The organism is Noviherbaspirillum suwonense (genome assembly GCF_900182955.1).
GTDB classification, from domain to species: domain Bacteria; phylum Pseudomonadota; class Gammaproteobacteria; order Burkholderiales; family Burkholderiaceae_D; genus Noviherbaspirillum_A; species Noviherbaspirillum_A suwonense.
Genome location: NZ_FXUL01000030.1, coordinates 23,564 through 47,915, shown reverse-complemented (window position 1 = coordinate 47,915; position 24,352 = coordinate 23,564). Strand labels below are relative to the sequence as shown.

The following is a 24,352-nucleotide window of genomic DNA, read 5'->3' as shown; positions in this document are numbered from 1 at the left end:
CCGAACAAGGTTCACGGCAAGTTCCCCTCTCATTCATCGGCTACAGGAGTTCGTCGTCGTGTTCACCGATAAACGGCGCCGGGCCAGGGCGCTCCGGCACCGTTCGGCTAAACCGAGGTGCCGGCGAAGGTTGAAGAACACCGTCCCTTTCGAAGAAAGTGTCGCGTGCTTTGTTGTGAGGGTGGTGCGCCGCCTCTTCCAGCGTCAACACTGGCGCAAAGCAGGCGTCGGTACCCTCCAGCAATGTACACCAGTGCGCGCTCGGCTGACTGCGGAAGATGTCGATGATCTTGCGTTTGAGCGTCGGCCAAGCCACCGGATCGCGTTGCCGTTGAAATTCGGGATCGCTGATGCTGAGCTTCTCCAACAGTAGCGCATAGAACTGCGGCTCTAGTGCTGCTATCGATATCCACTTGCCATCCGAGCACTGGTATGTGTCATAGAAATGCGAGCCGCCGTCCAGCAGGTTGGCCTGCCGCTCGTTCTTCCATAGCCCCAGCGCTTTGAGATCGCAGACGATCGAAGTGAGCAGGGCCGTCCCGTCGGTGATGGCGGCATCGACCACCTGGCCGCGACCGGAGGCGTGCGCTTCGAGCAAAGCGCAAACGATGCCGAACGCGAGCATCATGCCGCCGCCGCCCAAGTCGCCGACCATGGCCGGAGGCGCCACCGGCCCACCTTCCGCCCGGCCAATCAGGCTGAGCGCGCCAGAAAGGGCAATGTAGTTGATGTCATGCCCGGCAGCCTGAGCTAGCGGACCATCCTGGCCCCAGCCGGTCATGCGGCCATATACCAAGCGCGGATTGCGCGCCAGCAGCGCGTCGGGACCAAGACCCAGCCGCTCCATCACGCCCGGGCGGAATCCTTCAATGATGGCGTCTGCGCCGTCGATCAGTGTCAGGACCCGCTGTACGTCCTCGGGTGATTTCAGATCAACCGCTATCGAACGCCGCCCGCGGTGGAGCACGCCGCGCCGTCCGCTGGCCAGGAAACTCCCCTGTCCGCGGTCCTTGCCCTTGTCGGTCTTGCGATCCAGACGGATCACATCTGCACCCATGTCAGCCAGCATCATTGCGCAGAACGGACCGGGACCAATGCCGCCGAACTCAATTATCTTCAACCCTTGCAAGGGACCGCTCATCTGTCGTTACTCCCTCAATCGAATTGAATCATAAAACCGGAAGCCGGCAGTGCCTTAGCCGATCCATCATGGCACCGACAAGATCAAGGAACGCTGCCATTAGGTCATTCCAACCAAACAACAGCTCTTCGGCAATGAGCACTTGCTTACCTCGGATGTGCCTGCGCCGATCTCCAGGATATTGATGCAGCGGAAAAGCCGTTTGATCTTCGACTCCAAATGCAGCCGCTGCCGCCGGGGATCTGGACTGCCTTGTTGAGAATGCGCTTGCAGGTATCTCCTGCGTACAGGATGGACGCAGCGGCGATCGTTGTGCGTCTCGCCGCGACCGCCGCTGAAGTTCCTTGCGGGCGAACTTGTCCGCTGCCTCAAGGTCAGTGTGGCCGTTATGGTCAATCCGAAAGACTGGCTACGGTCAAAAGTCATTGATGCAACTCCAAATGAGGCTGTGAGCGCTATCGAAATTCAATTTTGGACAGCCTGGATCTTGACTTGGACCTGCCAGTACAAACAGGATAGGACTTGTAATGTAGATTTGTCTAGCGCGACTGTCAAGCGTTAGATAGACTTCAAACTTCTGCGTTGAAAACGTTTCACTTCCTGAGGGCAGCATCAATGATCCATAAAGTCGTCGTCGCCGGCGTCGGCATGATCCCGTTCACCAAGCCCGGCGCCAGCGAGCCGTATCACGTGATGGGTGAGAAGGCGACACGCCAGGCGCTCGCAGACGCCCGCGTCGACTTCGGCGCCGTCCATCAAGCCTACATTGGCTATGTGTATGGCGACTCCACCTGCGGCCATCGCGCGCTGTACCCGGTGGGCATGAGCGGAATGCCGATCGTCAACGTCAACAACAACTGTTCCACCGGATCGAGCGCGTTGTTCCTGGCGCGCCAGGCGGTCGAAAGCGGTGCGGCCGATTGCGTTTTGGCGCTGGGATTCGAACAGATGGCTGCGGGCGCCATCAAGGCTCAGTTCGAGGATAGGCCGACGCCTTTCGAAGAGTTCGACCGCGCCACGGCCGAGCTGGTCGGTCATCCGGAACTCCCGCTGGCCATCCGCTACTTCGGCGGTGCCGGCAAGGCGCACATGGACAAGTATGGCACGCGGCTGGACACCTTCGCTCATATCCGAGCCAAGGCCAGTCGCCACGCCGCCAACAATCCGCTGGCGCTGTTCCGCAAGGAAGTCAGCGTTGAAGAGGTGATGAATGCCCCTGCCGTCTGGCCTGGCGTGATGACTCGCTTGATGGCTTGCCCGCCGACCTGCGGTGCCGCTGCGGCGGTGATCTGCTCGGAAGCCTTCGCCAAAAAGCATGGGATCGATACCCGGGTCTGGATCCGGGCCCAGGCGATGACGACCGATTTCCCCAGTACCTTCGAATCGCACGACATGATGCGCGTGGTCGGCTTCGACATGACGCGCGATGCGGCGGAAAAAGTGTACAAGCAGGCCGGCATCGGGCCGCAGGACGTGAACGTGGTCGAGCTGCACGACTGCTTCGCGCAAAACGAATTGATTACCTACGAGGCGCTGGGCCTGTGCCCGGAGGGTGGTGCCGAGAAGTTCGTACTCGATGGTGACAACACCTACGGCGGCAAGGTCGTGACCAACCCGTCCGGCGGCCTGTTGTCCAAGGGGCATCCGCTGGGTGCCACTGGCCTAGCGCAGTGCTACGAGCTGACGCATCAATTGCGCGGCACGGCTGAGCAGCGTCAGGTGCCAGGCGCGCGCCTGGCGCTGAAGCACAACCTGGGTCTGGGCGGCGCCTGCGTGGTCACACTGTATGAGGCCGCGTGAGCAGCAGTGTTGGTCAGGACAACAGAGGCAGGACGCCATGATTGACAAAAAACACATCGGCTACGCACTGCCTCCCTGTGGGAGGTGGAAAAGGGACGCATTGCCTTTTTTGCCAAGGTCATCGGCGCATGCGACCCGATCTACACCGACGAGGCGGCCGCCCGCGCGGCCGGCTACCGCAATGTCGTCGCACCTCCCACCTTCATCTTCGGCGCCGAGGGCGACTCCGGCGCGAGAATGAAACTCATCGACACCCTCAAGATCGACCTCGGCAAGGTTTTGCACGGCGAGCAGCGCTTCGACTACCACGCGCCGGTGTGTGCCGGCGACACGCTGCGCCTGGAGTCAAAGGTAAGCGACATCTATGACAAAAAAGGCGGGGCGCTCGAGTTCGTGGTCAGCGATACGAGGGTCACCAACCAGTTGGGCGAGCACGTGGCCGACCTGCACTCGGTGATCGTCGTGCGCCACGCCTGAAGGAGAATTCATGAACGTTCAAGCAAAAATGATTCGGGTCGGCGACGACATGCCGGTGCTGGAACTGCCGCCAATCATCCGCACTACCCTGGCCCTGTTCGCCGGCGCGTCGGGCGACCACAACCCGATCCACATCGACCTCGACTTCGCCCGCGGCGCCGGCATGAAGGATGTGTTCGCGCATGGCATGCTGTCGATGGCCTACCTCGGCCGGGCGCTCACCGAATGGGTGCCGCAACGCCAGATTCTCAGCTATGGCGTGCACTTTGCGGCCATCACCCACCTCGGTGACCAGGTGCGCTGCGACGGCAAGGTGGTCGAACAGATCGAACATGCAGGCCGGCCCTGTGTGCGCGTCGAAATCAGGGCGACGAAGGCCACGGGTGAAATCACGCTGGCCGGCGAGGCTTTGGTTGCCTTGGACTGAGGGCCGCCTGGTGACTCTACTTCCCTGCTATTTCCCTTTTACTCACAAGCAAGGACACGCGCCATGAAAAAACTCGATGGCAAAGTCGCCATCGTCTCAGGTTCCGGCCGCGGCATCGGTCGCGCCATTGCCCTGAAGCTCGCCAGCGAAGGCGCCAAAGTGGTCGTCAACGACCTGGACGCCGTACCGGCCGGACAGACCGTGGCCGACATCAAGGCCGGCGGCGGCAGCGCGCTGGCCTGCGCCGGCAGCGTCACGGCCGACGGCTTCGCCGAGAAGTTCGTCAAGACCGCAACCGACGGTTTCGGCGGGTTGGACATCATCATCAATAACGCCGGCTACACTTGGGACAACGTGATCCAGAAGATGACCGACGAGCAGTGGAACGCGATCCTCGACGTGCACTTGACGGCGCCGTTCAAGATCCTGCGCGCTGCCTCCGGGTTCATCCGCGCCACCTCGAAGAAGGAAGCCGAAGCGGGCCAGGAACTGTTCCGCAAGGTGGTCAACATTTCGTCCATCGCCGGCCTGGGAGGTAATGCCGGGCAGGCCAACTACTCGGCCGCCAAGGCTGGCATCGTGGGCTTGACGCTGGCGCTGGCCAAGGAATGGGGACGCTACAAGGTCAACGTCAACTGCGTTGCCTTCGGCATGATCAAGACCCGGCTGACCGAAGCACCCGCCGACGGGGACGCTTCGATTGACGTCGAAGGCCGCAAGATCAAGGTCGGCGTCAACCCCGATCTGCTGGCGATGATGGAGCGCAGCATTCCGCTCGGCCGTGGCGGTACGCCGGAAGAGGCGGCGGGCTCGGTGTACCTGCTGTGCACGCCGGAAGCCAACTATGTCAGCGGCCAGACCCTGGTATGCGGCGGCGGCATCACGATCTGAAGCAAACCAAGACGCCGGCCATGTACATCGATTTCAGCCCGAAGATCTGACGTTCCAGCGCGAGGTTCGCGCCTGGTTCAAAACCCATACGCCCGATGCGCCGCTGCTGTGCGTTGGCGAGGGCACCAACGAGTTGCAGCGTTTGATCATTGCCCGCCTCATTGCCCGCCAACCGGTGGAGCATTGCCAGTCTGACTCAGCGACAAAGAACGGTCATGCCTAGCGGTACTTTGTTGAAAGCGGCCAGTTGATGGTCTATGGTGAATGTAGGAGGTACTGCTGCCATGACTGCACGTCGTCCTTGTCCACCAGCACCTGGGCCGCTGGAAGACTACGCTAAACTTTTCGACCCGCTGTTTCATTCGCTGGCGCAACGCCGCAGCTTCCGGACCTATCTTGCCGGGCTACTGGCACCGCGTGACCGGCCAAAGACGCTTACGGCGCTGGCGGGCGCCGAGCCGTTGATCCAGGCGCAAACTGCGCCTGTGCAGCAACTGCAATTCTTCCTTTCCGAATCGTCCTGGGATGCCGACGCCATGACTGCCCGCACGCTGCAATTGCTGGGCGAGGATACCTTGACGGCCAGCGATGCCAACGGCGTACTCGTCGTCGACGATACTGGCGACCGCAAGGATGGCTCTGCAACCGATCATGTGGCACGCCAGTACTTGGGCTCGGTGGGCAAGATCGATAACGGGATCGTGGCGGTGACGACCTTATGGGCCAATGAGCAGCGCTACTATCCCTTGCATGTGGCGCCCTACACCCCGGAGAGCCGTCTGCCTGAAGGCAAGAAGGACCCCGCGTTCCATAGCAAGCCGCAACTTGCCTTGACACTGGTTAAGCGGGCGCTGGCAGCTGGTATTGCCTTCAAAGCCATTGTGGCAGATTGTTTTTATGGCGATCACCGGGAACTGGTGGCATCGTTACGGCAACGCCATCTGCCCTTTGTGCTGTCGCATCGCGGCTCGGTCGGACGCGGCTGGGCACCAGAAGACATGGCGCACTCCTTCAACGAAGCGCTGGATGAATTACGGCCACGCGACTGGCACAAGGTGACACGTCACTTCCGTGACGGACATACCGAACGCTGGTGGGCTGCCGAGTTGATCTTTCTGAATTATGGCCCCGGCAAACCAGTACGCGCCATATGCGCGACGACGGACCGACAGACGTTGCCGGAATTGTCGACCTGGTACCTGACGACCAATCTGTGCGTCGAACAGGCGCCGCTGGAGGAAGTGGTGCGCCTGTACGGGTTGCGGCACTGGGTCGAGCAAGGCTACAAGCAAATGAAGGATGAACTCGGCTGGGCCGACTTCATGGTACGTAGCGACCAGGCAATCCGGCGGCATTGGTTGCTGGTGTGCTGTGCCTTCGCCTTTTGCTGGTGGCAGGAGGCACGACAGGCTCGGCAACATGCACTGGTCGACTCACCGGTTCGGAAAAAAAAGCCAGCCGGTACGGTTGCCGATGCGATGTCGCTGGCCGCGTCTGCTACGGTCAGTGCGGGCCTGGCTGACGCCACTGAACTGGCTCATGCGCTGCTGGCGCCTCTTCACCGCCAAGCCCCCACCCACCGAATTTGCCACGCTGGCACGATACCTCATCGAAATGGCCGGGGGCGGAATCAACCTCTATCTCCGCTTATAACAAACTACCGCTAGACGAACCCTCTCGCTTAAAAACAAACGGCTCATGGTGACCGACGTTGAATTCGGTTTGCCCGTTACGGGCCGGCATTTGTCTGCCACGTCCATGCCTACACCATCGATGTCTAATCCACGGAGGAGAGTTTCTTGAGCAATTTGCTGTCCGCTTTTCGGCTTGCCACGCTTCCCACCGAGACGACCCTCTTTCGCGCCGAGGTGAAGACTTTTCTCAAATCTAGCTTTGTGCCGCCGCCCGCCGATACACGGGCGCGTTCCTGGATGGGTTTCAATACCGACTTCTGCAAAAAGTTGGCGGCGCGCGGCTGGGTCGGCGTGACCCTGCCTGCCCGCTATGGTGGCGCCAGCCTGGATGCCTTCTCGCGCTTCGTGCTAGTGGAAGAACTGTTGGCTGTGGGCGCGCCGGTTTCCGCGCACTGGATCGCTGATCGGCAGAGCGGGCCGCTGATACTGAAGTTCGGCACAGAGGCGCCACGCCAGTTCTATCTGCCGAGAATCTGTGCCGCCGAGGCGTTCTTTTGCATTGGCATGAGCGAGCCCAATGCCGGTTCCGACCTTGCCAGCGTGGGTACCCGGGCTACCCAGTGCGAAGGTGGTTGGCGCCTGAACGGGCGCAAGATATGAACCACCAATGCGCACCGCTGCCATTACATGATCGCCCTGGTGCGCTCGTCGGGCGAGCCGCAGGACCGGCAAAAGGGCCTGTCGCAATTCATTGTCGACCTGTCGCTGCCGGGCGTGACGGTGCGCCCGATCCGTGACTTGACAGGGGATGCGCATTTTTCCGAGGTGTACTTTGACAACGTGCTGCTGGCGGACCATGCCCTAGTGGGCAATGAAGGCAACGGGTGGGAGCAAGTCAATGCCGAACTGGCCTTTGAGCGCAGCGGTCCGGAGCGTGTGTATTCGAGCATCGTGCTGCTGGAGCATTGGATCACCTGCCTGCGTCGCAGTCCATCTGCTTCTGTCCACGGCCGCCGCCATCGGTCGGTTTGCCGCGCACCTGGCCACGTTGCGCAATATGTCGATCACCGTTACGGCCAAGCTCGTGCGCGCGGAAAGTCCGGTGGTGGAGGCGGCCTTGGTCAAGGACATCGGCACCGAATTCGAGCAGAGCATACCAGCCGTGATCGAAACCGCCGTCGGCATGGACCCGGATGCGACTATCGATGCCGAGTTGTACCGCGCCTTGGCTTATGTGAGCCAGGTGGCCCCCACCTATTCGCTGCGAGGCGGCACGCGCGAGATCCTGCGCGGCATGATCGCGCGGGGTCTGGGTCTGCGTTGAGAACGAAAGACTTCATGTTTTTACAAGCGATTGAAGACATTCTAAAAGACCGGTGCACGCCCGCCGCGGTGCGCGCGATTGAAGCGGGTGGCTCGACCGCTGCGCTTTGGCAGGCGCTGCAAGGCGCCGGCCTCCCGCTGACCGAATTGTTCCCGATTCTGAGCAGCTTCGGCCGCTACACGGTGCCGGTGCCGGTGGCCCAGACGATTGTGTCGCGCGCGCTGCTGGGGCCGAGGTTTGCGATGCCCAGCGGCATGATTACGGTGGCTGGCAGGTTGCGGCGCGAGACCGATGGCGCCATCGTTTGTTCATTGACGCCTTACGGGAGGATGGCCGATTTCGTGTTGGCCCGAGATGGCGATGCCTTGCTGCTGCTGTCCGCTGTGTCTTCCCGGCGCGAGGCGACCGGTGTGCATGGGAGTCTCGCTTCCACCCTGAGTTGGCACGATGAAAGCGCCGCAACGCGCGTATCCGGTGCCGCTGGCCAGATGCTGCCGGCGTTCGCGGCGGCTTTGCACGCCGCCTTGCTGAGCGTAGCCATGATTCGTGTGCTCGAAATGACACTGCAATACTGCAATGGCCGAGTCCAGTTCGGCAAAACCCTGGGCAAGTTCCAGACGGTGCAGCACCAGTTGAGCGTCATGGCCGAGCACGTCGCCGCTGCTTCGATCGCGGCCGAAGCAGCCTTCCTGTCGGACGCCGCGGCACCGTCACTGCTCGCCGCTGCAATGGCCAAGTCCCGCACCAGTGAGGCGGCGGTTCTGGTCGCATCCATCGCTCATGCGCTGCACGGCGCGATCGGCATTGCCGAAGAACACGACCTGCAATTGCTGACCCGGCGTTTGCATGAATGGCGCATCGCTCACGGTTCGGAAGCGTACTGGAACGTATTGATCGGCAATAGCGTGTTGGCAGCGGACGCGTCGATCGTCGATTTTGTGCGGTCGGTCAGACGGGCGAACGGCCCCGCCGGCCCGGCCATTACCCCGCCAACTTGCCTTGCAGTTCGGTCACTGCTTCCGGGTTGACCAGCGAGGACAGGTCGCCCGGACTGTCTCCCCGGTATACGGCGCGCACGACGCGGCGCATGATTTTCATGTTGCGGGTCTTGGGCAGGTTGCCGACCAGCAGCACCTGCTTCGGGCGGTAGGAACTGCCCATGCCGTGGACGAACGCCTGCGACAGCTTGGCCTGCAACGCTGCGTCCGCCGCTAAGCCGGGCATGGGCACGCAGACGCAGACGATGGCCGAGCCCTTGACCTCATCGGTCACGCCGATCACGGCCGCCTCCGACACCTTGCCGGTGCCGGTAAGCAGGGTTTCGATCTCGGCCGGACCGGTGCGCTTGCCGCAGACCTTGATCGTGTCGTCGCTGCGCCCCAGGATGTAGAAGAGTCCATCGTCGTCGCGCATCGCAAAGTCGCCATGCACCCAGACGCCCGGGATGGTGCGCCAGTAACTGTCGAGGTAGCGTTCGTCGTCCTGCCACAGGCTCTTGGTGAAGCCGATGTTGGGGTTGCGCAGCACCAGTTCGCCGACCTGCTCAGGCCCGACCGGCTGGCCGTCGTCGTTCACGATGTCGACCCCGGCGCCGAGCCCGCGCGCGCCGAACGAGCCTGGCCGCAAAGGATGGTGCAGGGTGCCGGTGAAATTGCCGCCGCCGACCTCGGTGCCGCCGACAATGTTCAGGATCGGCCCCCGCTCTTTGCATGCGTGTTTGAAGAACCAGAGCCAGGGCGCCTCGGTCCAGGCCTCGCCGCCTGAGCACGTGATGCGCAGCGAAGCCAGGTCGTAGCGTTCGACCTCTTCGTCGCCGTAGCGCATCAGGCTGCGGATCAGCGTGGGTGCGACACCGAGATAGCTGACTTTGTAATCCTGCATCAGGCGCCAGAAGCGTCCGGTGTCAGGATAGTCGGGCGTGCCTTCGGCCACCAGCAGGCTGCCGCCGAAATAGCTGGGAATGCAAGCGCACATGGCGCCCACCATCCAGCCCATGTCGCTCATGAAGAAGAAGCGGTCGCTCGGCTTGAAATCGGCCCAAATGTGCATGTCGCGGGCGGCGAGCCAGCGCATGCATCATGTACCAAGTGCCGTTCAGGTTGGTGTCTATCACCGCTTTCCAGCCCTTGACGCTGTAGTCCAGCGCCCGCTGCGGGAATTGCCCGCCGGCGTTATTGACGAGCACGTCTATGCGTCCGAAATGCAGCCACGCCACGTCGATCAACTTTTCCACCTGCTCGGGCTCACGGATCGTCATGGGTTGCACCAGCACGTCAGGGCTGCCGAGCCGGCGTAGCCATTCGGCGGAGGTCTCTAGCTTGGATGGGTCGCGCCCGCAGATGACCAGCTTGGCGCCCAGGCGTGCATACAAGAAGGCGATGGCCTTGCCGATGCCGCTGCCGGCCCCGCTGACCATCACCACCTGTCAATCGAAAAGTCCGGTCTGGTAGACGGTGGGGCGGGTTGCGAGGGCTTCCTCGTCGAAACCTAAGGTAGTGTTTTCTGACATGTTGCCCTTCAGAATCGGAAGGGGTGGTATCGCATTAACGGGTGCAAAGTTGCAGCGGGTTAACTCAGCGGCTTCTTACGCCAGACGGAGTTGTCCTGCCAAGGCGTAAAACTGGTCGACACATGACATACTTTCGCCCTTCAGCACGAACTGGCCTTTGTAAATCATATGAATCAGTTCGATGCCGGCCAGGATCGCGCGCCGCTCAAAACGATTTGAAACTGAGCATTGGCCGCGTGATGCGTTTGATCGCGCGGTGATCCTGCTCGACAATGTTGTTGAGGTATTTTACCTGCGGAATCGTGATCGGTACTTCGCGGTCCTGGTTCAGGCTGCTCCAGCGCGGCCTGGTTGGCGCCGCTCTTGTCCATCGTAACCTTGTCGGGCACAGTGTTGTGCCGTATGGCTTTCTCTAAGAAGCGCCTGGCGGCCACCGCATCACGCCTGGCAGTCAACAGAAAGTCGATCGTCTGGCCTTGCTTATCGACTGCCCTATACAGATACTTCCAGGCGCCGTTGGCCTTGATGTATGTCTCATCCATCTTCCACCTGGTACCGACGGCGTGCCTGTGCCTTCGGAAAGCCTTTTCCAGCAATGGCGAAACCGGTTCGCCCAGCGGGCGATCGAGGAATGGTCGACTAGCACGCCCCGCTCATGCATCATCTCTTCCAAGAGTTGGTAGCTTAACTGATAGGCTGCATACCAGCGAATGCAGACCAGAATCACGTCGACCGGAAATCGCATTCCTTTGTTATTCACCATAGCGGCCCCTTAGTTTTTCAAAGACAGCAGTCTAACGGACGGCAGGAGCCACCTCGCTTAGTGCGAAATAACCGAATTTAGTCGGGTATTGTAAAGCTGTCAAGCGTTAGGTAGGATGCAACATAGACACTCACTCGGAGTGCCAGAACTGGAGGTGGTGTCCATGGAAGACGGAATCGGTGCTTATTCATTAACGGTGGCCGACCTGTTGCGCAAGCAGGTGGCCGTCCGTGCCGAATCGACGGCTGTCGAGGATGCACGGGGCGGGCTGAGCTACCGAGCGCTCGATCAGCGCGTGAATCGATTGGCCCATGTACTGGTTCAGCATGGCGTTGCGATGGGTGACCGTGTGGCGCTACTGTCGGAGAATCGCCGCGAATACATCGAAACACAGCTTGCAGCTGCCAAGCTGGGCGCCATCGTAGCCTGTCTAAACTGGCGCTTGGCCGATGCTGAAATGACGCATTGCGTGCGATTGGTTTCGCCGCGCGTTGTGCTTGTGTCGGCGCGCCATGCGCCGATGCTCGCACGCATCGATCATGGCGTGCCCCAACTGATCGACATCGACGCGCGCTACGACGAATTGTTGGCTACGGCGCTTGAGAGCGATCCGCAGATCGATGTTGATCCCGCACAGGGTCTGGTTATTCTCTACACGAGCGGCACCACCGGCGTTCCCAAGGGGGCGGTGATTAGCCACCGCGCGATGGTTGCGCGCGCGATGTGTTTTTCCGCTGAATTCGGCATCGGTGCGGACCGCAACTTCCTGGCTTGGTCGCCGCTGTTCCACATGGCAGCCACCGACTTTAGCCTCGCTACCCTGATGTTGGGCGGCAAGGTGGTGATTCACGACGGGTTCGATGCTGACGGTCTGTGCGCGGTACTTGAGCGCGAACCGATCAGCTGGCTAGTGGCGATGCCAGGCATGATAGAGCCGCTAATCGATAATTTGAAGCGCAACCGGCCACGCATCCGCAGTGTTCGCATGGTCGGTGCGATGGCCGATCTGGTACCGCTGCAGCAGATCGCCGAACTCACGCGCCTAATTGGCGCCCCCTACCTTAACAGCTTCGGAGCGACAGAGACGGGCTTGGCGCCGGCTTCCGGAGTTCTGCTGGCGCAAGGCGTCGTGCCCGAAAGTTTGGCTAAGCGCGAGTCGGGTTTTTGCCGCATCCGCCTCGTCGATGCCGATGACTGCGACGTGCCTGTCGGCGTCCCTGGTGAGCTAGTGATCCGTGGACCGACGCTGTTCTCGGGCTACTGGGATGCTCCCGAGGTCAATGCGATCGATTTTCGCGGCGGTTGGTTCCACATGGGCGACTTGTTCGTTCGGCAGGCTGACGGCTCGCTAAATTTCGTCGACCGTGCGAAGTACCTGATTAAGTCGGGGGGAGAGAACATTTATCCTGCGGAGATCGAGCGCGTACTGCTCGCGCATGAGGCTGTGCTCGACGCCGCCGTGGTACGACGAAGTGACGCGCACTGGGGAGAGGTGCCCTTGGCCTTCGTCGCGCTCAAGCCCGGAGCCGCCGCAGACACGCAAACTCTGATGCAGTGGTGCTGCGCGCAGCTGGCGGGCTACAAGGTCCCCAAGGACATTCGGTTTGTCGATGCCGCCGCGTTCCCGCGGAGCAACACGGGCAAGATACAGCGGCATGAGATAGAGCGCCAATGGGTAACCACATGATCGGGACAGGACGGCCGTGCCGCATTCACCGGTGACACCTATCAGGTCATGCTGCTCGCAGCGCGACCATTCATCAGCGTCAGACCACGCTTCAACCTGAGGAGTTAGATTTATGAGTGGCGGTTTCAAGAGTGAAGTGCATCGGATGTTAATGAACTGAAGTATCGGATCGGTGGGAACTAGCCAAAGCGGCAGCAAAGACCTGTGATGGTGTGAGCCAGTTGTGGGTTACACGGGGCCTGGCGTTCAGACTATCGGCATTCGCATCCAGTTCTTCCTGTCTGTAGATGGACAAGTCTGTTCCCTTTGGCAGGTACTGCCGCAGCAAGCCGTTGATATTCTCGCAGGTGCCCCGTTGCGAAGGGCTATGCGGGTCGCAGAAATAGACACGTACGCCGGTGTTGGCAGCCAGCTCGGCATGGCGGGCCATTTCCTTGCCTTGGTCATAGGTGAGGCTCTGGCGCAGTGGCGTACTGATGGCATTGAGCTTGGCTGTGAAGCCTGGCAGCGCCGAGGCGGCAGGCGCATCTTCCATGCGCGCTAGCAGTGCCAGGTGGCTGGTGCGCTCGACCAGCACGCCGACCGAGGACTTGCTGCCAGGGCCCTTGATGAAGTCACCTTCCCAGTGGCCCGGCATGACACGGTCCTCGACGTCCGCCGGACGCACGTGGATGCTGACCATCTCTGGAGATGGAGCTGCGCATCAATGCCGACCACGGTGGGGTGGTGCGCTCGCGGTCGGTGCAGGCCGGACAGAAGGTCGAGCGCGGCCTGGTGGTGGCCGTGGTTGAGTCCGAGGGCCCCGCGGAATAAGCGACGGCAAATCCACCATGCGCGCCCATTTCTGCAACTAATGTTATGTTATGAACCGCTAAAAATGACCTATCCGAGACATCTAATGACCAATATCCAACTTCCGAGCGGTCTTCAAGTTTTTGAGCGCGGCTGGCTGTCCTCCAACAACATTCTGTTCCTTGGATCGACGTCCAGAGCACTCGTTGACAGTGGCTACAGCAAGCACGCGGAACAAACCACCGGGCTGGTCAGCGCCGCTTTGCAGCAGCGGCCACTGGACTTGCTGCTCAATACGCATCTGCACAGCGACCACTGTGGCGGCAATGCCGCCCTCCAGCGCATTTATCCAGAACTTCAAACCCTCATTCCGCCAGGTCATGCATCACTTGTCTCATCGTGGGACCCCGTCGCCCTGAACTATGTGCCATCCGGGCAACACTGTCCCCGGTTCAAGTTCGATGGCCTTCTTTTACCGGACACAGAAATCCAGCTGGCCGATACGCCGTGGCAAGTCCATGCGGCACCGGGCCATGATCCCCATTCCGTCATTCTGTTTGAGCCCCGGTCCCAAACCTTGATTTCGGCAGATGCCTTGTGGGAAAAAGGCTTCGGCGTGGTGTTTCCGGAGCTCGATGGAGAAACCGCATTCGACGAAGTGGCCGCCACATTCGACGTGATCGAGCGGCTTGACCCGCGCTGGGTTATTCCCGGCCACGGTGCGGTATTCGGCTACCGTGCCGAGGTGCTGGTCAACGCGCGTGAGCGCCTCAACGCCTTCGTCAAGAACCCTGAGCGGCATGCGCATCACGCGGTCAAGGTGTTGTTGAAATTCAAACTGCTAGATCAGCAGCAACTGCCTTTTGCTGATTTTGTCGAGTGGGCTTCCAACACAAGCTACTTCCAGCTCATTCACCAGAGGTTTGTTCCTTCGGTTACCATCGAGCACTGGATGGAACAGCTGACGCAAGAGCTTGTGCGTTCTAAAGTCGCACGGAGAGAAGGCGACATGGTCTACAACGCGTGAAATGGCTCACGCCGTGAACCACGCAACCAAGGCGCTGACGGATCGGCCGCCCTATGAGCGGAGCAAGCAATTTTTACCAGGAGATCAGGATATGAGTGAAGCAGAAACGGTTCTGAACGAAGTGCACGATGGCATTGCCACCGTGAAGATCAACCGGCCCGAAATGCGTAACGCGCTGTCATCGGTCGCGGCCAACCGGCTGCACGATCTGTGGGGTGAAGTCGATGCCGATAAAAACGTGCGCGTGGCCATCCTGACCTTAGCCGACTGCGGCACCTTCTGCGCCGGTCTCGACCTGCGTGAGGCTTTACGTGTCAAGAAGGAAGAGGGCGTGGACATCGTGACCAAGATGAAAGACCCGTTCCATGGTCGCCAGTGCCGCGTTGCCAAGCCCATCATCGCCGCCATGACCGGGCACCTGATTGCCGGCGGCATGATGCTGAGCCTGAACTCCGATTTGCCCGTGGGCCTGAAAGGCACACAGGCCGGCATCGCCGAAACCCGCATCGCCGGGCGCGGCAGCCCCTGAGCCATTCCGTTGCTGTGGATGCTGCCGCAACCGCCACGTCTGCGCCGCCGACCAGCGCCGACTGGGCAATGACGCAGATCGCCCCGCAACGCACTGCATACCAGAGGGTTGGGCAAATGCACGTCGATGTTGGAGCCGGCTTTGAAGACCGGGAAATGTGTACCTAGTTGTGCCGTTCTGAGTTCCAGGCTCACGACAACATCGGTTTCGTGCCGCATTAATTTCACTAGGGCAGTGAGCCGAGGAGTCGACATGCCACAATTTCCTTTCAATGATAGAAGCAGCCCAATTACATGGCCGATAAGCCGCCGTCAGCCATCAGGGTTGCACCAGTAATAAAAGACGCTTCCGCAGAAGCGAGCCATAGGATCGGATAGGCAATTTCTATGGGCGTTGCCCATCGGCCAAGAAGGGAAGTGTCCTGGCGCTCTGTCTTGAGCTGTTCCACGCTCTTGCCAACCGATTCAGCCTTGGCAACATGGAAATCTGTCAACGTTGAACCTGGACAGACAGCATTTACGCGCACGCCATGCGCAGCTTCTTCATGCGCCAGGGTGCGGGTAAGTGCAAGTTGGGCCGCCTTGGTTGCGTCATAGATACCCATGCCCTTACGTCCGGTGACGGCATAGCAGGAAGATACATTAACAATGCTGCCACTACCGGAGCGTCGCAGCAAAGGCAACGCTGCGGCGCAGTAATTGGCTGTGCCAATCAGGTTCACGGTGATAACTGATTGCCACTCCTCCTCTGTTGCGTTGGCCACCAATGCGTAATTGCGCATGGCCGCATTGTTCACCAAGATATCCAGTTTTCCGTCTGTCCCTAGGCAAGATTCAATGACCTTCTGGGCATCACTGGATACATTGGCGGTCACCGTGGTGACCTTCGCACCTGGCACTTGATCACAAATACGCGCCTCTGTTCGTTTAAGTGCATCAGCGTCGACATCAACCAGTATTACCGCCGCACCTTCGGTACAGAACAGTAGGCCGCACGCAGCGCCGATGCCCGCACCGCCCCCAGTGATCAAGGCCGTTTTATTAAGCAATCGAGTCATCGTTATTCTCCTTGTTGATTATTCGGCCTTGGTACCGGTGTCCTTGATCACCTTGCCCCAGCGTGGAATTTCTGTGCCGATCCACTTGCTAAATTGAACTGGCGTGCTGGCCACGACGTCGAATTCCATGTCGCGCAGCTTTTGCTTCACGTCAGGCATGTTGAGGATATGGACAATTTCCTTGTTGTAGCGGTCGACGATGTTTTTTGGCGTGCCGGCCGGCGCGAGGAATCCAATCCATGACGTGGCAATGAAATTTGGGTAGCCGGATTCGATCATTGTTGGAACGTCAGGCATGCTGGCGAAGCGCTTGTCGCCGCTCACAGCAAGTATACGCAACCGGCCCTGCTTGACGTATTGCTGCACATTGCCCGGCACCAGGAATGCGGTTTGCACATTTCCCGCCAGGAGGTCAGTCAAGGCTGGCGCGGCACCCCTGTACGGCACATGAGTAATGTTGATCTTGGCTGCCGACTTGAACATTTCCATCGTCAGGTGCGATGCGCTCCCGACGGAAACCGAGGCATAGGAGAGCTTGCTAGGATCGGCCTTGGCCATCGCGACGAGCTCGCCCACTGTTTTGACGGGCAGATCATTGTTCACGACGAGATACTGAGGCGAGGTGACAGCCAGCGTAATGGGCGTAAGATCCTTGACCGGATCGAATGGCATCTTGTCGAACAGGGTTTGATTGATGGCCAGCGGGCCGTTATAGCCAACGAGTAGGGTATGGCCGTCAGGCGGTGACTTTGCCACCATGTCCGCACCGATGTTGCCGCCGGCGCCAGGCTTGTTCTCAACATAAACCGATTGGCCGATCGCACCACTAAGTTTTTCAGCCACCAGTCGTGCAAGCGCGTCATTGGTACTGCCGACGATGGGCACGATTATGCGAACCGGCTTGCTGGGGGACCATTCCTGCGCTGCTGCGGTCGTGGCGATAGCGCCGAGGCCGGCAAGGCAAAGCGCTGCTGCGATAGTGCGGTAAATGGCTTTCATATTGTCTCCTATGTTCTTTTGCCGGAAAACCGCTGGATTACACGGAAAAAACCGGTTGCTTCGTGCTGTCGGTCAGATGCTGCTCCCCCCACTGCACAGGACTTATATTTCGATCCAGCAAGACGCCAGCGGCACGTACATGCTGCGCCGAAGAGTTCAGGGCCGGCGGCTCAATCCCCAGTTCTAGATTTACGGCTGCTTCATGCAGCATGCGGCGGGCCATCACGATGGCCTTGTCAGTCGGCAAAAGGCGCTCGGCTTCATGGTTCTGGATTGGTCCCATGCTTTCCTGCAGCGACGCATCCTGGATTGCAAATCCAAACACGCCGCTGTAGGCGCGTTTTTCCCTCTGAGCGACGCGGTCGATCAGGTAGTCGTTATCCTTGTTTGCCTTGGGCCTGAATGTGCCCGGCTCATATTCGCAGTGGATGCCTTTACCCGCTTCGAGGTCGCACCGTTCTTCGGCGGACAAGGGCTTGTCAGGATGGAAGTTAATACTCCAGGCCCAGCAATTGTGATCGTCGATCGGCACCCAGACGTGGCCTGCCAGGGAGTGCTCGCCAAAAGGCGGGATCAGAGTGAACCATGGGAAAAGGAACTGCGTGATGCGCCAATAATAGGAATCCGCCTCGCCGTTGCGGCGACCGAAAAGTGTCATGCCGATATCGGTGCGTTCAATATCGAAGATCACATTGCCGTCAGCCTTGATGTAATCGAGGGCCTTGGTTCCTTTATGCATCGGATCTTCATCTACTTCGTACTTGTGAACATAGGAGACATGGGCAGTATCAATGCCGCCCTCCATCGCCTGAAGGTAATTGCACTCTTGCAAGCGCTTGGAGACAAAAACATGGCTATCGGGCAAAGTGCACCATTCCAGTTCTGGCGGTGCCGGCATCTTGCCTTCCGGTCCCATATAAGCCCAAAGCATGCCGGCACGTTCGATGCATGGATAGGACTTAATGTTCATCCGTGCGCACGTCTGCGGCGCCGATGGCACTTCCACGCACTTGCCGTTGCGATCGAATTTCAGGCCGTGATAAGAACAACGGATGCCATTTTCTTCATTGCGGCCGAAGTAAAGGGACACGCCACGGTGCGAGCAAAATTCGTCAATCAAACCGGGACGACCCTCGGAATCACGGAAAGCGAGCAGCTTTTCTCCCAAGATTTGGACGCGCACCTGAGGACCGTCCGCTTCCGCGATTTCATTTGACAGCAGCACCGGCACCCAGTAACGGCGCATCAGATTGCCCATTTTGGTTCCTGAACCGGTGCGTACGAGGATTTCAGACATTTCTTTATTCATAACCGCAGTCTCCTGATAACGATTGTAGGGGAAGGCGGTTGTCCGCCTGATGATAATATAGTCCATTATACGAACGCCCGGTGACGTGTCAATTGAAAAGCTGGTTCGTCATGCAAGCGCATAGTAGGCTTGCCGCTTCGATGAAAAGGAATGGTTTTATGAAACTCCAGCGGGCGCAAACAAAAGAAGAACAGAAGGACGTTGGGCAATCCGAGAAGAGTGGAGACAGCGTGCGGGCCGTGGAGCGCGCACTGGACATCCTGATGGCCTTTACCGCGGACAGATCTGACTTGACGGTGGCAGAGTTGCTAAAGCGCGTGGATTTGAGCCGTCCAACTTTGTACCGCCTGCTTTACACCCTCGAACGCAGCGGCTTTCTGACTGCGCAAGGGGAGCCACAGCAGTTCCGGCTAGGCCCGTCGGTGGCTCACCTAGCGCATGTCTGGACATCCGGGCTGGACATAGCTGAACTGGCAAGGCCAATTCTGCGAAATCTGTGGGAGCAGACTGGGGAGACAGTGGCTGTATTCGAACTGCAAGGTATGTACCGACTTTGCGTAGCCGAACTTCCTAGTCCCCAGCCACTCAGTTTTAAACGCGGCGTCGGTTATCGCGAGCGCATTATGGTGGGGGCCAGCGGTCGCGCAATTTTGGCGCATGCTGATGTATCGGCAATGAAGATGCAGGAATACACACACGACACCAGTGTGAATTTGGCCAATTACACGGAAGAATTGGCGCGCATCCGGCAACGTGGTTATGCGACCAGTCATGATGAATTGCTGCAGGGCGCGACTGCAATTGCTGCGCCATTTTTCAATACAACTGGACGCGTCGCTGGGTCGCTAGCTGTCTTCGGGCCAAGCGCACGGCTAAACGCTGGACGTGTTTCCGAATATGGCGAGCTGCTCATAGTTAGTGCCAAGGAGATGTCCGAGGCGTTGGGGCTTCGAGCCACATAAGGCATCTCCTTACCCATCATTTTTACCTGCTTCCATTTCGAACGCAGCGCGCATTCCCTCGACAAAGAAGTGCAGGGCTTGCATTCGGCTCTAGATGGCTTTCGCGCCCGGTTGGCCGTCGACGTTGCGTCCCATAAATCCGCCGGTCGCGCCGACCATGCGCATGACTTCATTCAGCGTAAGGGATAACAGGCAGTTTCTTTTTCTCTAACAGATAAACAGCTTTCCATTCGTCGGTATCGAACACAATTTCACAATCCAGGCCAGGGTGATCCCGGCCCAGTCGCATTAAATAATGAATGCGCCATGCCACCATTAGGTACCGCGCCAACGCGCGTTCAACCGGCTCTATCGTCTCGAATTGCAGTTGCTCGACCAGGCAGCCCGTCTTAACAGTATGGAAGTACAGTTCTACTTCCCATCGGCAACGGTACCAATCGATTAACTCACTTGCCTGTGCCAGATCGTTGACCGACCGATTCGTCAGCAAGTGCCAGCACCGGCTTGTCGCCTTGTGGCGAATGGTGTTCCATCGCCTGGACGACCGTCAGGGTCGTTGTCTGATTGCTTGGCAACCGCATTACGCTGGGTACAACCGACACCGACTGCGTTACCGCCCGGGCTTTCTTGCCACGCCCTGGCGTGAGGGCAGAGACGACCTCGCCTAACGCGGGGGCCTGCGATAACGCTGCAAACAGCTGTGTGTCATCTGCTTGCAGCTTGCGGTCGTACCGCGCGCGTATTAACAGATCAGCAGGATAGTTCACCGTCTGCGCCCGTCCCAGCAACGCACCGAAATCGACTTCCCGGTCGGCCACTAATACCAAGCGAGTGGCCGGCAACTGTGCTGCCATCTTGGCAATGCGTTCGTAACCGTCGATCCAGCGGGTACTTTCAGGAATGGCCGCCTCACCTCTGGTTGACGGGTTCACATCGAGCAATCGAGCACGCCCAACGGCACCCGATGCGGCGTGACCGCATACGTCATATGCGCATACATGCCCCGCTGGGCGTCGTAACTCAGGCGTCCCAATCCTTGCATCTGGCGTCCATTGAACTTCAGCTCCGTCGTATCTTAAATGCACAAGACAACGGATGCGCCAGCCATGCGCTGCAGGGCTTTGTCCCAATGCGGCGCCATTAGAAAACGACAGTTCACGTCCTCGGGTTTGATCAGCCGATACGCCGCCTTGATTTCGGTTGCCCCGCCGCATGCCTGCGGAATGCTGGCATGCGGACGGTTCAACATGCTTGCCAACAATTTACTTTTACGTCGGTCCAGCCTTGCGTCGCCCAATGAAATGCCGGAAGGTTCTTCCTCTGACCAGTGCATCGAACCACAGAGGTGGCCCCACTTGCTTGGACAGAAATCGCTGGGTCTTACACAGAAGACAGTAAATAAGACGCCAGAACGCTATCGTGCAAGTGGTTTTAACGATTTGACATGAATGACTCTCTAGTCAATGATGCCATGATCGTCCCGGACTACAGGGTCAAATTGAAACTATCGGAGATACTATGAAGCTGATTTGTTTGATGCTTATCGCCATATTTGCGGTTGCAAGTGCTCCCGCCGCCGCGCAGTCTTATCCGTCACGGCCTGTCTCGTTAGTTGTTCCCTTTGCAGCAGGCAGCGGTACAGATGCCGTAGCCCGGGTGGTGGCGAAAAAATTAGGGGAGCGATTCAACCAAACTGTCATTGTTGACAACAAGCCGGGTGCCAGCGCGCAAATTGCGACCAATTTTGTGGCCAATGCGAAGCCGGATGGTTACACGCTCCTTATGACCACCAACACCGGCCATTCCGCGAATCCAAGCCTTTTCAAACAGCTGAGCTATGATCCCGTTAAAGGGTTCACGCCAATCACGCTGGTTGGTGAACTGCCTTTTGCTGTCGTCGTAAACAATAAGCTTCCTGTTAAGAACATGAAGGAATTCGTCGACTATGCCAAGGCGAATCCGGGGAGACTGACCTATGGTACGCCAAACAGCACATCGCTCGTTGCCTCTGAGACCATCAAACGCTTAGCTGGTATTGATTTGCTTGGCGTTCCGTATAAGTCCAGTCCGCAAGCAATGACCGATCTCATTGGTGGACAGATTGACTTCTATGTCGTTGATCTTGGCTCAGGCATGGCAATGATTAAGGCTAATAAGGTGAAAACGCTCGCCATCACGACGAAGGCCCCTTCAAATCTGTTGCCGGACGTTCCTCCGGTAGCCCAGACAATTACCGGATTCGATCTGACTTCCTGGAATGGAATTTTCGGGCCTGCAAACGTGCCTAAGCCGATCGTCGACCAGCTCAACACGGAGATTCTTGCGGTGTTGGCAGATAAGGAGGTTCAGGAACAGCTTTTGCAGCAAGGCTTTCAGGTAGGACCGTCTGCAAGCACCAAGGAATTTGCGAACTATGTGGAACATCAGCTAGTTCACTGGCGCACTCTTATTAAGCAAGCCGGCATTCAACCGGAATAAAGACATGAAACAACGCTCAGGCCCGCTCGCGGGCATTAAAATCCTCGATATGACTTCCGTGATCATGGGTCCGTATGCGACCCAGATCCTGGCTTCCATGGGCGCCGAGGTGACAAAGATTGAAACCCCCGAGGGCGACAACATGCGTCATGTTGGGCCGATGCGAAACCCGGGTATGGGACATATCTTCCTTCACGCGAATCAGGGAAAGCGAAGTATTGTTCTGGATCTCAAACGTCCGGAAGCGCAGGAAGTCGTTCTGCGCTTGGTGGAGCACGCTGACGTACTGATCACGAATGTTCGTCCTCAAGCCTTGGCACGTCTTAACCTTGACTACGATTCCGTCAAGGCACGCAATGCGAAGATTATCCATATCAGCTGCTGTGGCTTTGGACAGGACGGCCCTTATGCCGCCAGAGCAGCCTATGATGACCTGATTCAGGGAGCAACCGGGGTGCCGTGGCTCATGCAGCGCTATGGGGCGAAAGACCCTTGCTATGCCCCGGTCACGCTGGCTGACCGCGTCACCGGACTGCATGCTGTGTATGCAGTCACTGGCGCGCTCTTTGCCCGCGAGAGGAGTGGCGAAGGCCAGGCAGTGGTTGTTCCAATGTTTGAGGCCATGGCGCAGTTTATCCTTGGTGACCATATGGCGGGGCTCTCGTTTGATCCACCTGCTGGTGATGCGGGTTATGCACGTCTGCTGACCTCGCACCGGCGACCCTACAAGACCAAGGACGGCTACCTGTGTGTTTTGATCTATAACGACAAACACTGGCGTAATTTCTTTGATGCAATTGGCGAGGCCGACCGCTTTACGGTTGACCCACGCTTCTCGTCTCACGGTAATCGGGCTGCAAATATTGATGAGGTCTATGCCGAAGTAGGGCGGATCATGCTTGAGCGTACCGTGTCAGAGTGGGAAGCGTTGCTGGACGCGGCCGACATTCCGAACATGCCAATGAATTCGCCGCAGGACTTGCTCGATGATGTGCATCTGCGGGCTGTGGGATTGATCCGAGAAAGCGAGCATCCAACAGAAGGCAAGTTGCACACGATGGGCAATCCAACTTCATGGTCAAACACGCCGCTTGACCCTAAGGCAGCACCCGCACCGCACCTCGGGCAGCATTCTGTAGAGGTGTTACTTGAGGCCGGGTACTCGGCAGCGGAAATTGCACGTCTGATGGCTGAGGATGTAACAGCAAGTAGTAGTCCCGTTCAGATCTAAGCAAGGTGGTTGCCCACCTATCCACAACTTGAGCGTTGAGCATGGATCAGGCGTTTAAGCGAGCCGCACACTAGAGTAGAGGTAAGTCATGGATTTCATATTCACTGAAGAACAAGAGCACATCAAGAACGCCATGGAGAGGCTCTGCCAGCCGTTTGACGATGACTACTGGTATCGCAAAGACACTGATGGCACGTTTCCGCACGATTTTCACAAAGCGCTTGGTGACGCTGGTTGGCTGGGAATCGCCATGCCAGAGGAATACGGCGGGTCGGGGCTAGGTATTACCGAAGCCGCACTCATGATGCAGACCATATCAGCCACCGGTGCCGGCTTGTCTGGCGCATCCGCTGTTCATATGAATATCTTTGGCCTCCATCCGGTCGTCGTATTTGGAACTGACGAACAAAAAAAGCGCTGGTTGCCGCCGCTGATCCAGGGAGTTGACAAGGCTTGCTTTGCTGTCACCGAGCCGAATAGCGGATTAAACACCCTTAGGCTGAAAACCCGGGCGGTGCGAGATGGTGAGCATTATGTAGTGACGGGGCAAAAGGTCTGGATCTCGACTGCACAGGTAGCAAACAAGATGCTTCTTCTTGCGCGCACTACCTTGGTAGAGGAGGCCAAAGGCACAGAAGGCTTGTCGCTGTTTTACACTGATCTTGACCGTCGCTTCGTTGAAGTTCGGAACATCGAAAAAATGGGTCGCAAGGCGGTTGATTCCAATCAGGTCTTCATTGACGGTCTGCGCATTCCAGTCGAAGATCGTATAGGCGAAGAAGGCAAGGGGTTCAGTTACATTCTGCATGGACTAAACCCCGAGCGCATTCTGATCGCATCTGAAGCCATTGGCCTCGGACGGGTAGCGCTTGAGCGAGCAGTACGGTACGCCAAGGAACGTATTGTGTTTGACCGGCCAATCGGACAGAACCAGGGCATCCAGCACCCTCTGGCGAAATCTTACATGGAACTGGAAGCAGCGAATCTGATGGTATTCAAGGCCGCCTCTTTTTACGATGCTGGCAAGCCCTGTGCAGCGGAAGCGAACACAGCCAAGTATCTTGCAGCAGAAGCCTGTTTTCACGCGTGCGAGAATGCCATTTTTACGCATGGTGGGATGGGTTATGCGAAGGAATATCATGTCGAACGATATTTGCGCGAATCTTGGATTCCCCGCCTGGCACCTGTGAGTCCCCAGCTCATCCTTTGTTTCATCGCTGAAAAAGTGCTTGGTTTGCCTAAGTCATACTAATTGTTACTGAAAAGGGTGAAATACCAAACGATTGAACTGGAGGTCTGGGGAGCGGATTACGAC

Annotated in this window: 25 protein-coding genes and 3 pseudogenes; 15 read left to right on the top strand and 13 right to left on the bottom strand. The window is 58.4% G+C overall.

Translation table 11 applies throughout. The annotated features are described in order from the left end of the window. Window positions 1–40: 40 nt before the first annotated feature. Window positions 41–1,141, bottom strand: coding sequence for a CaiB/BaiF CoA transferase family protein (locus tag QOL82_RS25945; protein ID WP_283445212.1), 1,101 nt, complete (start codon window positions 1,139–1,141; stop codon window positions 41–43). Window positions 1,142–1,756: 615 nt separating this feature from the next. Between QOL82_RS25945 and QOL82_RS25940 the strand changes: the two genes are divergently transcribed. From QOL82_RS25940 to QOL82_RS25925, 4 genes are all read left to right on the top strand, one after another. Continuing rightward, window positions 1,757–2,941, top strand: coding sequence for a lipid-transfer protein (locus QOL82_RS25940; RefSeq protein WP_283445211.1), 1,185 nt, complete (start codon window positions 1,757–1,759; stop codon window positions 2,939–2,941). 84 nt (window positions 2,942–3,025) lie between these two features. Beyond that, complete coding sequence (locus QOL82_RS25935) at window positions 3,026–3,418, top strand: MaoC family dehydratase N-terminal domain-containing protein (RefSeq protein ID WP_430438551.1); 393 nt, start codon at window positions 3,026–3,028, stop codon at window positions 3,416–3,418. Between the two features lie 10 nt (window positions 3,419–3,428). Next, a complete protein-coding gene (locus QOL82_RS25930; RefSeq protein ID WP_283445210.1) occupies window positions 3,429–3,845 on the top strand; it encodes a MaoC family dehydratase in 417 nt (138 codons plus the stop codon). A gap of 63 nt (window positions 3,846–3,908) precedes the next feature. Beyond that, complete coding sequence (locus QOL82_RS25925) at window positions 3,909–4,736, top strand: SDR family NAD(P)-dependent oxidoreductase (protein WP_283445209.1); 828 nt, start codon at window positions 3,909–3,911, stop codon at window positions 4,734–4,736. Here QOL82_RS25925 and QOL82_RS25920 read toward each other — a convergent pair. Further along, window positions 4,726–4,920 (bottom strand): hypothetical protein, encoded by a 195-nt coding sequence (locus tag QOL82_RS25920; RefSeq protein WP_283445237.1) that lies wholly within the window; start codon window positions 4,918–4,920, stop codon window positions 4,726–4,728. The two genes, QOL82_RS25925 and QOL82_RS25920, sit on opposite strands and share 11 nt — an antisense overlap. 100 nt (window positions 4,921–5,020) lie before the next feature. On the opposite strand from QOL82_RS25920, the gene QOL82_RS25915 reads away from it, so the two are divergent. The 3 genes and pseudogenes from QOL82_RS25915 (at window position 5,021) to QOL82_RS25905 (ending at window position 8,722) form a co-directional block, all read left to right on the top strand. Then, entirely contained in the window at window positions 5,021–6,403 is a 1,383-nt protein-coding gene (locus QOL82_RS25915; RefSeq protein ID WP_283445208.1) for an IS701 family transposase, read from the top strand. 132 nt (window positions 6,404–6,535) lie between these two features. Continuing rightward, window positions 6,536–7,694: pseudogene (locus tag QOL82_RS25910) on the top strand (acyl-CoA dehydrogenase family protein). Window positions 7,695–7,708: 14 nt separating this feature from the next. Then, window positions 7,709–8,722 carry an acyl-CoA dehydrogenase family protein gene (locus tag QOL82_RS25905; RefSeq protein WP_283445207.1) on the top strand — a complete coding sequence of 338 codons (1,014 nt, stop codon included), beginning with the start codon at window positions 7,709–7,711 and terminating at the stop codon, window positions 8,720–8,722. Here QOL82_RS25905 and QOL82_RS25900 read toward each other — a convergent pair. The 3 genes and pseudogenes from QOL82_RS25900 to QOL82_RS25890 all read right to left on the bottom strand — a co-directional run bounded on the left by QOL82_RS25900 (window position 8,676) and on the right by QOL82_RS25890 (window position 10,966). After that, on the bottom strand, window positions 8,676–9,680 hold the full coding sequence (locus tag QOL82_RS25900; protein ID WP_283445235.1) for an AMP-binding protein: 1,005 nt from the start codon (window positions 9,678–9,680) through the stop codon (window positions 8,676–8,678). The genes QOL82_RS25905 and QOL82_RS25900 overlap by 47 nt on opposite strands. Further along, window positions 9,598–10,110, bottom strand: a complete 513-nt coding sequence (locus QOL82_RS25895) for an SDR family NAD(P)-dependent oxidoreductase (RefSeq protein ID WP_283445234.1) — start codon at window positions 10,108–10,110, stop codon at window positions 9,598–9,600. Before QOL82_RS25895 ends, QOL82_RS25900 begins: the two co-directional genes overlap by 83 nt. Window positions 10,111–10,278: 168 nt before the next feature. Next, window positions 10,279–10,966, bottom strand: a pseudogene (locus tag QOL82_RS25890) (IS6 family transposase). Window positions 10,967–11,129: 163 nt separating this feature from the next. Here QOL82_RS25890 and QOL82_RS25885 point away from each other — a divergent pair. After that, complete coding sequence (locus QOL82_RS25885; RefSeq protein ID WP_283445206.1) at window positions 11,130–12,653, top strand: class I adenylate-forming enzyme family protein; 1,524 nt, start codon at window positions 11,130–11,132, stop codon at window positions 12,651–12,653. A gap of 148 nt (window positions 12,654–12,801) precedes the next feature. On the opposite strand, the pseudogene QOL82_RS25880 reads toward QOL82_RS25885, so the two are convergent. Next, a pseudogene (locus QOL82_RS25880) lies at window positions 12,802–13,341 on the bottom strand (IS30 family transposase); the annotation flags it as partial. Window positions 13,342–13,343: 2 nt separating this feature from the next. On the opposite strand from QOL82_RS25880, the gene QOL82_RS25875 reads away from it, so the two are divergent. The 3 genes from QOL82_RS25875 to QOL82_RS25865 all read left to right on the top strand — a co-directional run bounded on the left by QOL82_RS25875 (window position 13,344) and on the right by QOL82_RS25865 (window position 15,001). Beyond that, complete coding sequence (locus tag QOL82_RS25875) at window positions 13,344–13,466, top strand: hypothetical protein (RefSeq protein WP_283445205.1); 123 nt, start codon at window positions 13,344–13,346, stop codon at window positions 13,464–13,466. 85 nt (window positions 13,467–13,551) lie between these two features. Further along, complete coding sequence (locus QOL82_RS25870; protein ID WP_283445204.1) at window positions 13,552–14,472, top strand: MBL fold metallo-hydrolase; 921 nt, start codon at window positions 13,552–13,554, stop codon at window positions 14,470–14,472. Between the two features lie 91 nt (window positions 14,473–14,563). Continuing rightward, window positions 14,564–15,001, top strand: a complete 438-nt coding sequence (locus tag QOL82_RS25865) for an enoyl-CoA hydratase/isomerase family protein (RefSeq protein ID WP_283445203.1) — start codon at window positions 14,564–14,566, stop codon at window positions 14,999–15,001. A 289-nt stretch (window positions 15,002–15,290) separates the two neighbouring features. Here the strand turns inward: QOL82_RS25865 and QOL82_RS25860 are convergent, their stop codons facing one another. The 3 genes from QOL82_RS25860 to QOL82_RS25850 are packed head-to-tail and all read right to left on the bottom strand — an operon-like array spanning window position 15,291 to window position 18,366. Then, entirely contained in the window at window positions 15,291–16,058 is a 768-nt protein-coding gene (locus QOL82_RS25860) for an SDR family NAD(P)-dependent oxidoreductase (protein WP_283445202.1), read from the bottom strand. Between the two features lie 18 nt (window positions 16,059–16,076). Continuing rightward, the gene (locus tag QOL82_RS25855; protein ID WP_283445201.1) at window positions 16,077–17,057 is read right to left on the bottom strand and encodes a Bug family tripartite tricarboxylate transporter substrate binding protein; all 981 of its coding nucleotides are present in this window, start codon (window positions 17,055–17,057) and stop codon (window positions 16,077–16,079) included. Between the two features lie 37 nt (window positions 17,058–17,094). Then, window positions 17,095–18,366: a Rieske 2Fe-2S domain-containing protein gene (locus QOL82_RS25850; RefSeq protein ID WP_283445233.1), complete on the bottom strand. Its 1,272-nt coding sequence runs from the start codon at window positions 18,364–18,366 to the stop codon at window positions 17,095–17,097. Window positions 18,367–18,524: 158 nt separating this feature from the next. Here QOL82_RS25850 and QOL82_RS25845 point away from each other — a divergent pair, with 158 nt between their 5' ends. Next, window positions 18,525–19,328, top strand: a complete 804-nt coding sequence (locus tag QOL82_RS25845) for an IclR family transcriptional regulator (protein ID WP_283445200.1) — start codon at window positions 18,525–18,527, stop codon at window positions 19,326–19,328. Window positions 19,329–19,418: 90 nt separating this feature from the next. Here QOL82_RS25845 and QOL82_RS25840 read toward each other — a convergent pair whose 3' ends face one another. The 4 genes from QOL82_RS25840 to QOL82_RS25825 all read right to left on the bottom strand — a co-directional run bounded on the left by QOL82_RS25840 (window position 19,419) and on the right by QOL82_RS25825 (window position 20,661). Continuing rightward, the gene (locus QOL82_RS25840; RefSeq protein WP_430438553.1) at window positions 19,419–19,505 is read right to left on the bottom strand and encodes a hypothetical protein; all 87 of its coding nucleotides are present in this window, start codon (window positions 19,503–19,505) and stop codon (window positions 19,419–19,421) included. Next, window positions 19,498–19,818, bottom strand: a complete 321-nt coding sequence (locus tag QOL82_RS25835) for an IS4 family transposase (RefSeq protein WP_283445199.1) — start codon at window positions 19,816–19,818, stop codon at window positions 19,498–19,500. Before QOL82_RS25835 ends, QOL82_RS25840 begins: the two co-directional genes overlap by 8 nt. Further along, window positions 19,775–20,269, bottom strand: coding sequence for a hypothetical protein (locus QOL82_RS25830; protein ID WP_283445198.1), 495 nt, complete (start codon window positions 20,267–20,269; stop codon window positions 19,775–19,777). Before QOL82_RS25830 ends, QOL82_RS25835 begins: the two co-directional genes overlap by 44 nt. A 134-nt stretch (window positions 20,270–20,403) precedes the next feature. Beyond that, on the bottom strand, window positions 20,404–20,661 hold the full coding sequence (locus tag QOL82_RS25825; RefSeq protein ID WP_283445197.1) for an IS4/Tn5 family transposase DNA-binding protein: 258 nt from the start codon (window positions 20,659–20,661) through the stop codon (window positions 20,404–20,406). A 185-nt stretch (window positions 20,662–20,846) separates the two neighbouring features. Here QOL82_RS25825 and QOL82_RS25820 point away from each other — a divergent pair, with 185 nt between their 5' ends. The 3 genes from QOL82_RS25820 to QOL82_RS25810 all read left to right on the top strand — a co-directional run bounded on the left by QOL82_RS25820 (window position 20,847) and on the right by QOL82_RS25810 (window position 24,289). Beyond that, the gene (locus tag QOL82_RS25820; protein WP_283445196.1) at window positions 20,847–21,806 is read left to right on the top strand and encodes a Bug family tripartite tricarboxylate transporter substrate binding protein; all 960 of its coding nucleotides are present in this window, start codon (window positions 20,847–20,849) and stop codon (window positions 21,804–21,806) included. A 4-nt stretch (window positions 21,807–21,810) separates the two neighbouring features. Beyond that, window positions 21,811–23,037 (top strand): CaiB/BaiF CoA transferase family protein, encoded by a 1,227-nt coding sequence (locus QOL82_RS25815; RefSeq protein ID WP_283445195.1) that lies wholly within the window; start codon window positions 21,811–21,813, stop codon window positions 23,035–23,037. An 88-nt stretch (window positions 23,038–23,125) separates the two neighbouring features. Continuing rightward, window positions 23,126–24,289 (top strand): acyl-CoA dehydrogenase family protein, encoded by a 1,164-nt coding sequence (locus QOL82_RS25810; RefSeq protein WP_283445194.1) that lies wholly within the window; start codon window positions 23,126–23,128, stop codon window positions 24,287–24,289. Window positions 24,290–24,352: the final 63 nt, after the last annotated feature.

Excerpts from the sequence above, each read along its gene's own strand:
- QOL82_RS25945 (WP_283445212.1), bottom strand. The coding sequence starts at position 1,141 with ATGAGCGGTCCCTTGCAAGGGTTGAAGATAATTGAGTTCGGCGGCATT.
- QOL82_RS25940 (WP_283445211.1), top strand. The coding sequence starts at position 1,757 with ATGATCCATAAAGTCGTCGTCGCCGGCGTCGGCATGATCCCGTTCACC.
- QOL82_RS25930 (WP_283445210.1), top strand. The coding sequence starts at position 3,429 with ATGAACGTTCAAGCAAAAATGATTCGGGTCGGCGACGACATGCCGGTG.
- QOL82_RS25925 (WP_283445209.1), top strand. The coding sequence starts at position 3,909 with ATGAAAAAACTCGATGGCAAAGTCGCCATCGTCTCAGGTTCCGGCCGC.
- QOL82_RS25920 (WP_283445237.1), bottom strand. The coding sequence starts at position 4,920 with ATGCTCCACCGGTTGGCGGGCAATGAGGCGGGCAATGATCAAACGCTG.
- QOL82_RS25915 (WP_283445208.1), top strand. The coding sequence starts at position 5,021 with ATGACTGCACGTCGTCCTTGTCCACCAGCACCTGGGCCGCTGGAAGAC.
- QOL82_RS25905 (WP_283445207.1), top strand. The coding sequence starts at position 7,709 with ATGTTTTTACAAGCGATTGAAGACATTCTAAAAGACCGGTGCACGCCC.
- QOL82_RS25900 (WP_283445235.1), bottom strand. The coding sequence starts at position 9,680 with ATGGTGGGCGCCATGTGCGCTTGCATTCCCAGCTATTTCGGCGGCAGC.
- QOL82_RS25895 (WP_283445234.1), bottom strand. The coding sequence starts at position 10,110 with ATGGTCAGCGGGGCCGGCAGCGGCATCGGCAAGGCCATCGCCTTCTTG.
- QOL82_RS25885 (WP_283445206.1), top strand. The coding sequence starts at position 11,130 with ATGGAAGACGGAATCGGTGCTTATTCATTAACGGTGGCCGACCTGTTG.
- QOL82_RS25875 (WP_283445205.1), top strand. The coding sequence starts at position 13,344 with ATGGAGCTGCGCATCAATGCCGACCACGGTGGGGTGGTGCGCTCGCGG.
- QOL82_RS25870 (WP_283445204.1), top strand. The coding sequence starts at position 13,552 with ATGACCAATATCCAACTTCCGAGCGGTCTTCAAGTTTTTGAGCGCGGC.
- QOL82_RS25865 (WP_283445203.1), top strand. The coding sequence starts at position 14,564 with ATGAGTGAAGCAGAAACGGTTCTGAACGAAGTGCACGATGGCATTGCC.
- QOL82_RS25860 (WP_283445202.1), bottom strand. The coding sequence starts at position 16,058 with ATGACTCGATTGCTTAATAAAACGGCCTTGATCACTGGGGGCGGTGCG.
- QOL82_RS25855 (WP_283445201.1), bottom strand. The coding sequence starts at position 17,057 with ATGAAAGCCATTTACCGCACTATCGCAGCAGCGCTTTGCCTTGCCGGC.
- QOL82_RS25850 (WP_283445233.1), bottom strand. The coding sequence starts at position 18,366 with ATGAATAAAGAAATGTCTGAAATCCTCGTACGCACCGGTTCAGGAACC.
- QOL82_RS25845 (WP_283445200.1), top strand. The coding sequence starts at position 18,525 with ATGAAACTCCAGCGGGCGCAAACAAAAGAAGAACAGAAGGACGTTGGG.
- QOL82_RS25825 (WP_283445197.1), bottom strand. The coding sequence starts at position 20,661 with ATGCACTGGTCAGAGGAAGAACCTTCCGGCATTTCATTGGGCGACGCA.
- QOL82_RS25820 (WP_283445196.1), top strand. The coding sequence starts at position 20,847 with ATGAAGCTGATTTGTTTGATGCTTATCGCCATATTTGCGGTTGCAAGT.
- QOL82_RS25815 (WP_283445195.1), top strand. The coding sequence starts at position 21,811 with ATGAAACAACGCTCAGGCCCGCTCGCGGGCATTAAAATCCTCGATATG.
- QOL82_RS25810 (WP_283445194.1), top strand. The coding sequence starts at position 23,126 with ATGGATTTCATATTCACTGAAGAACAAGAGCACATCAAGAACGCCATG.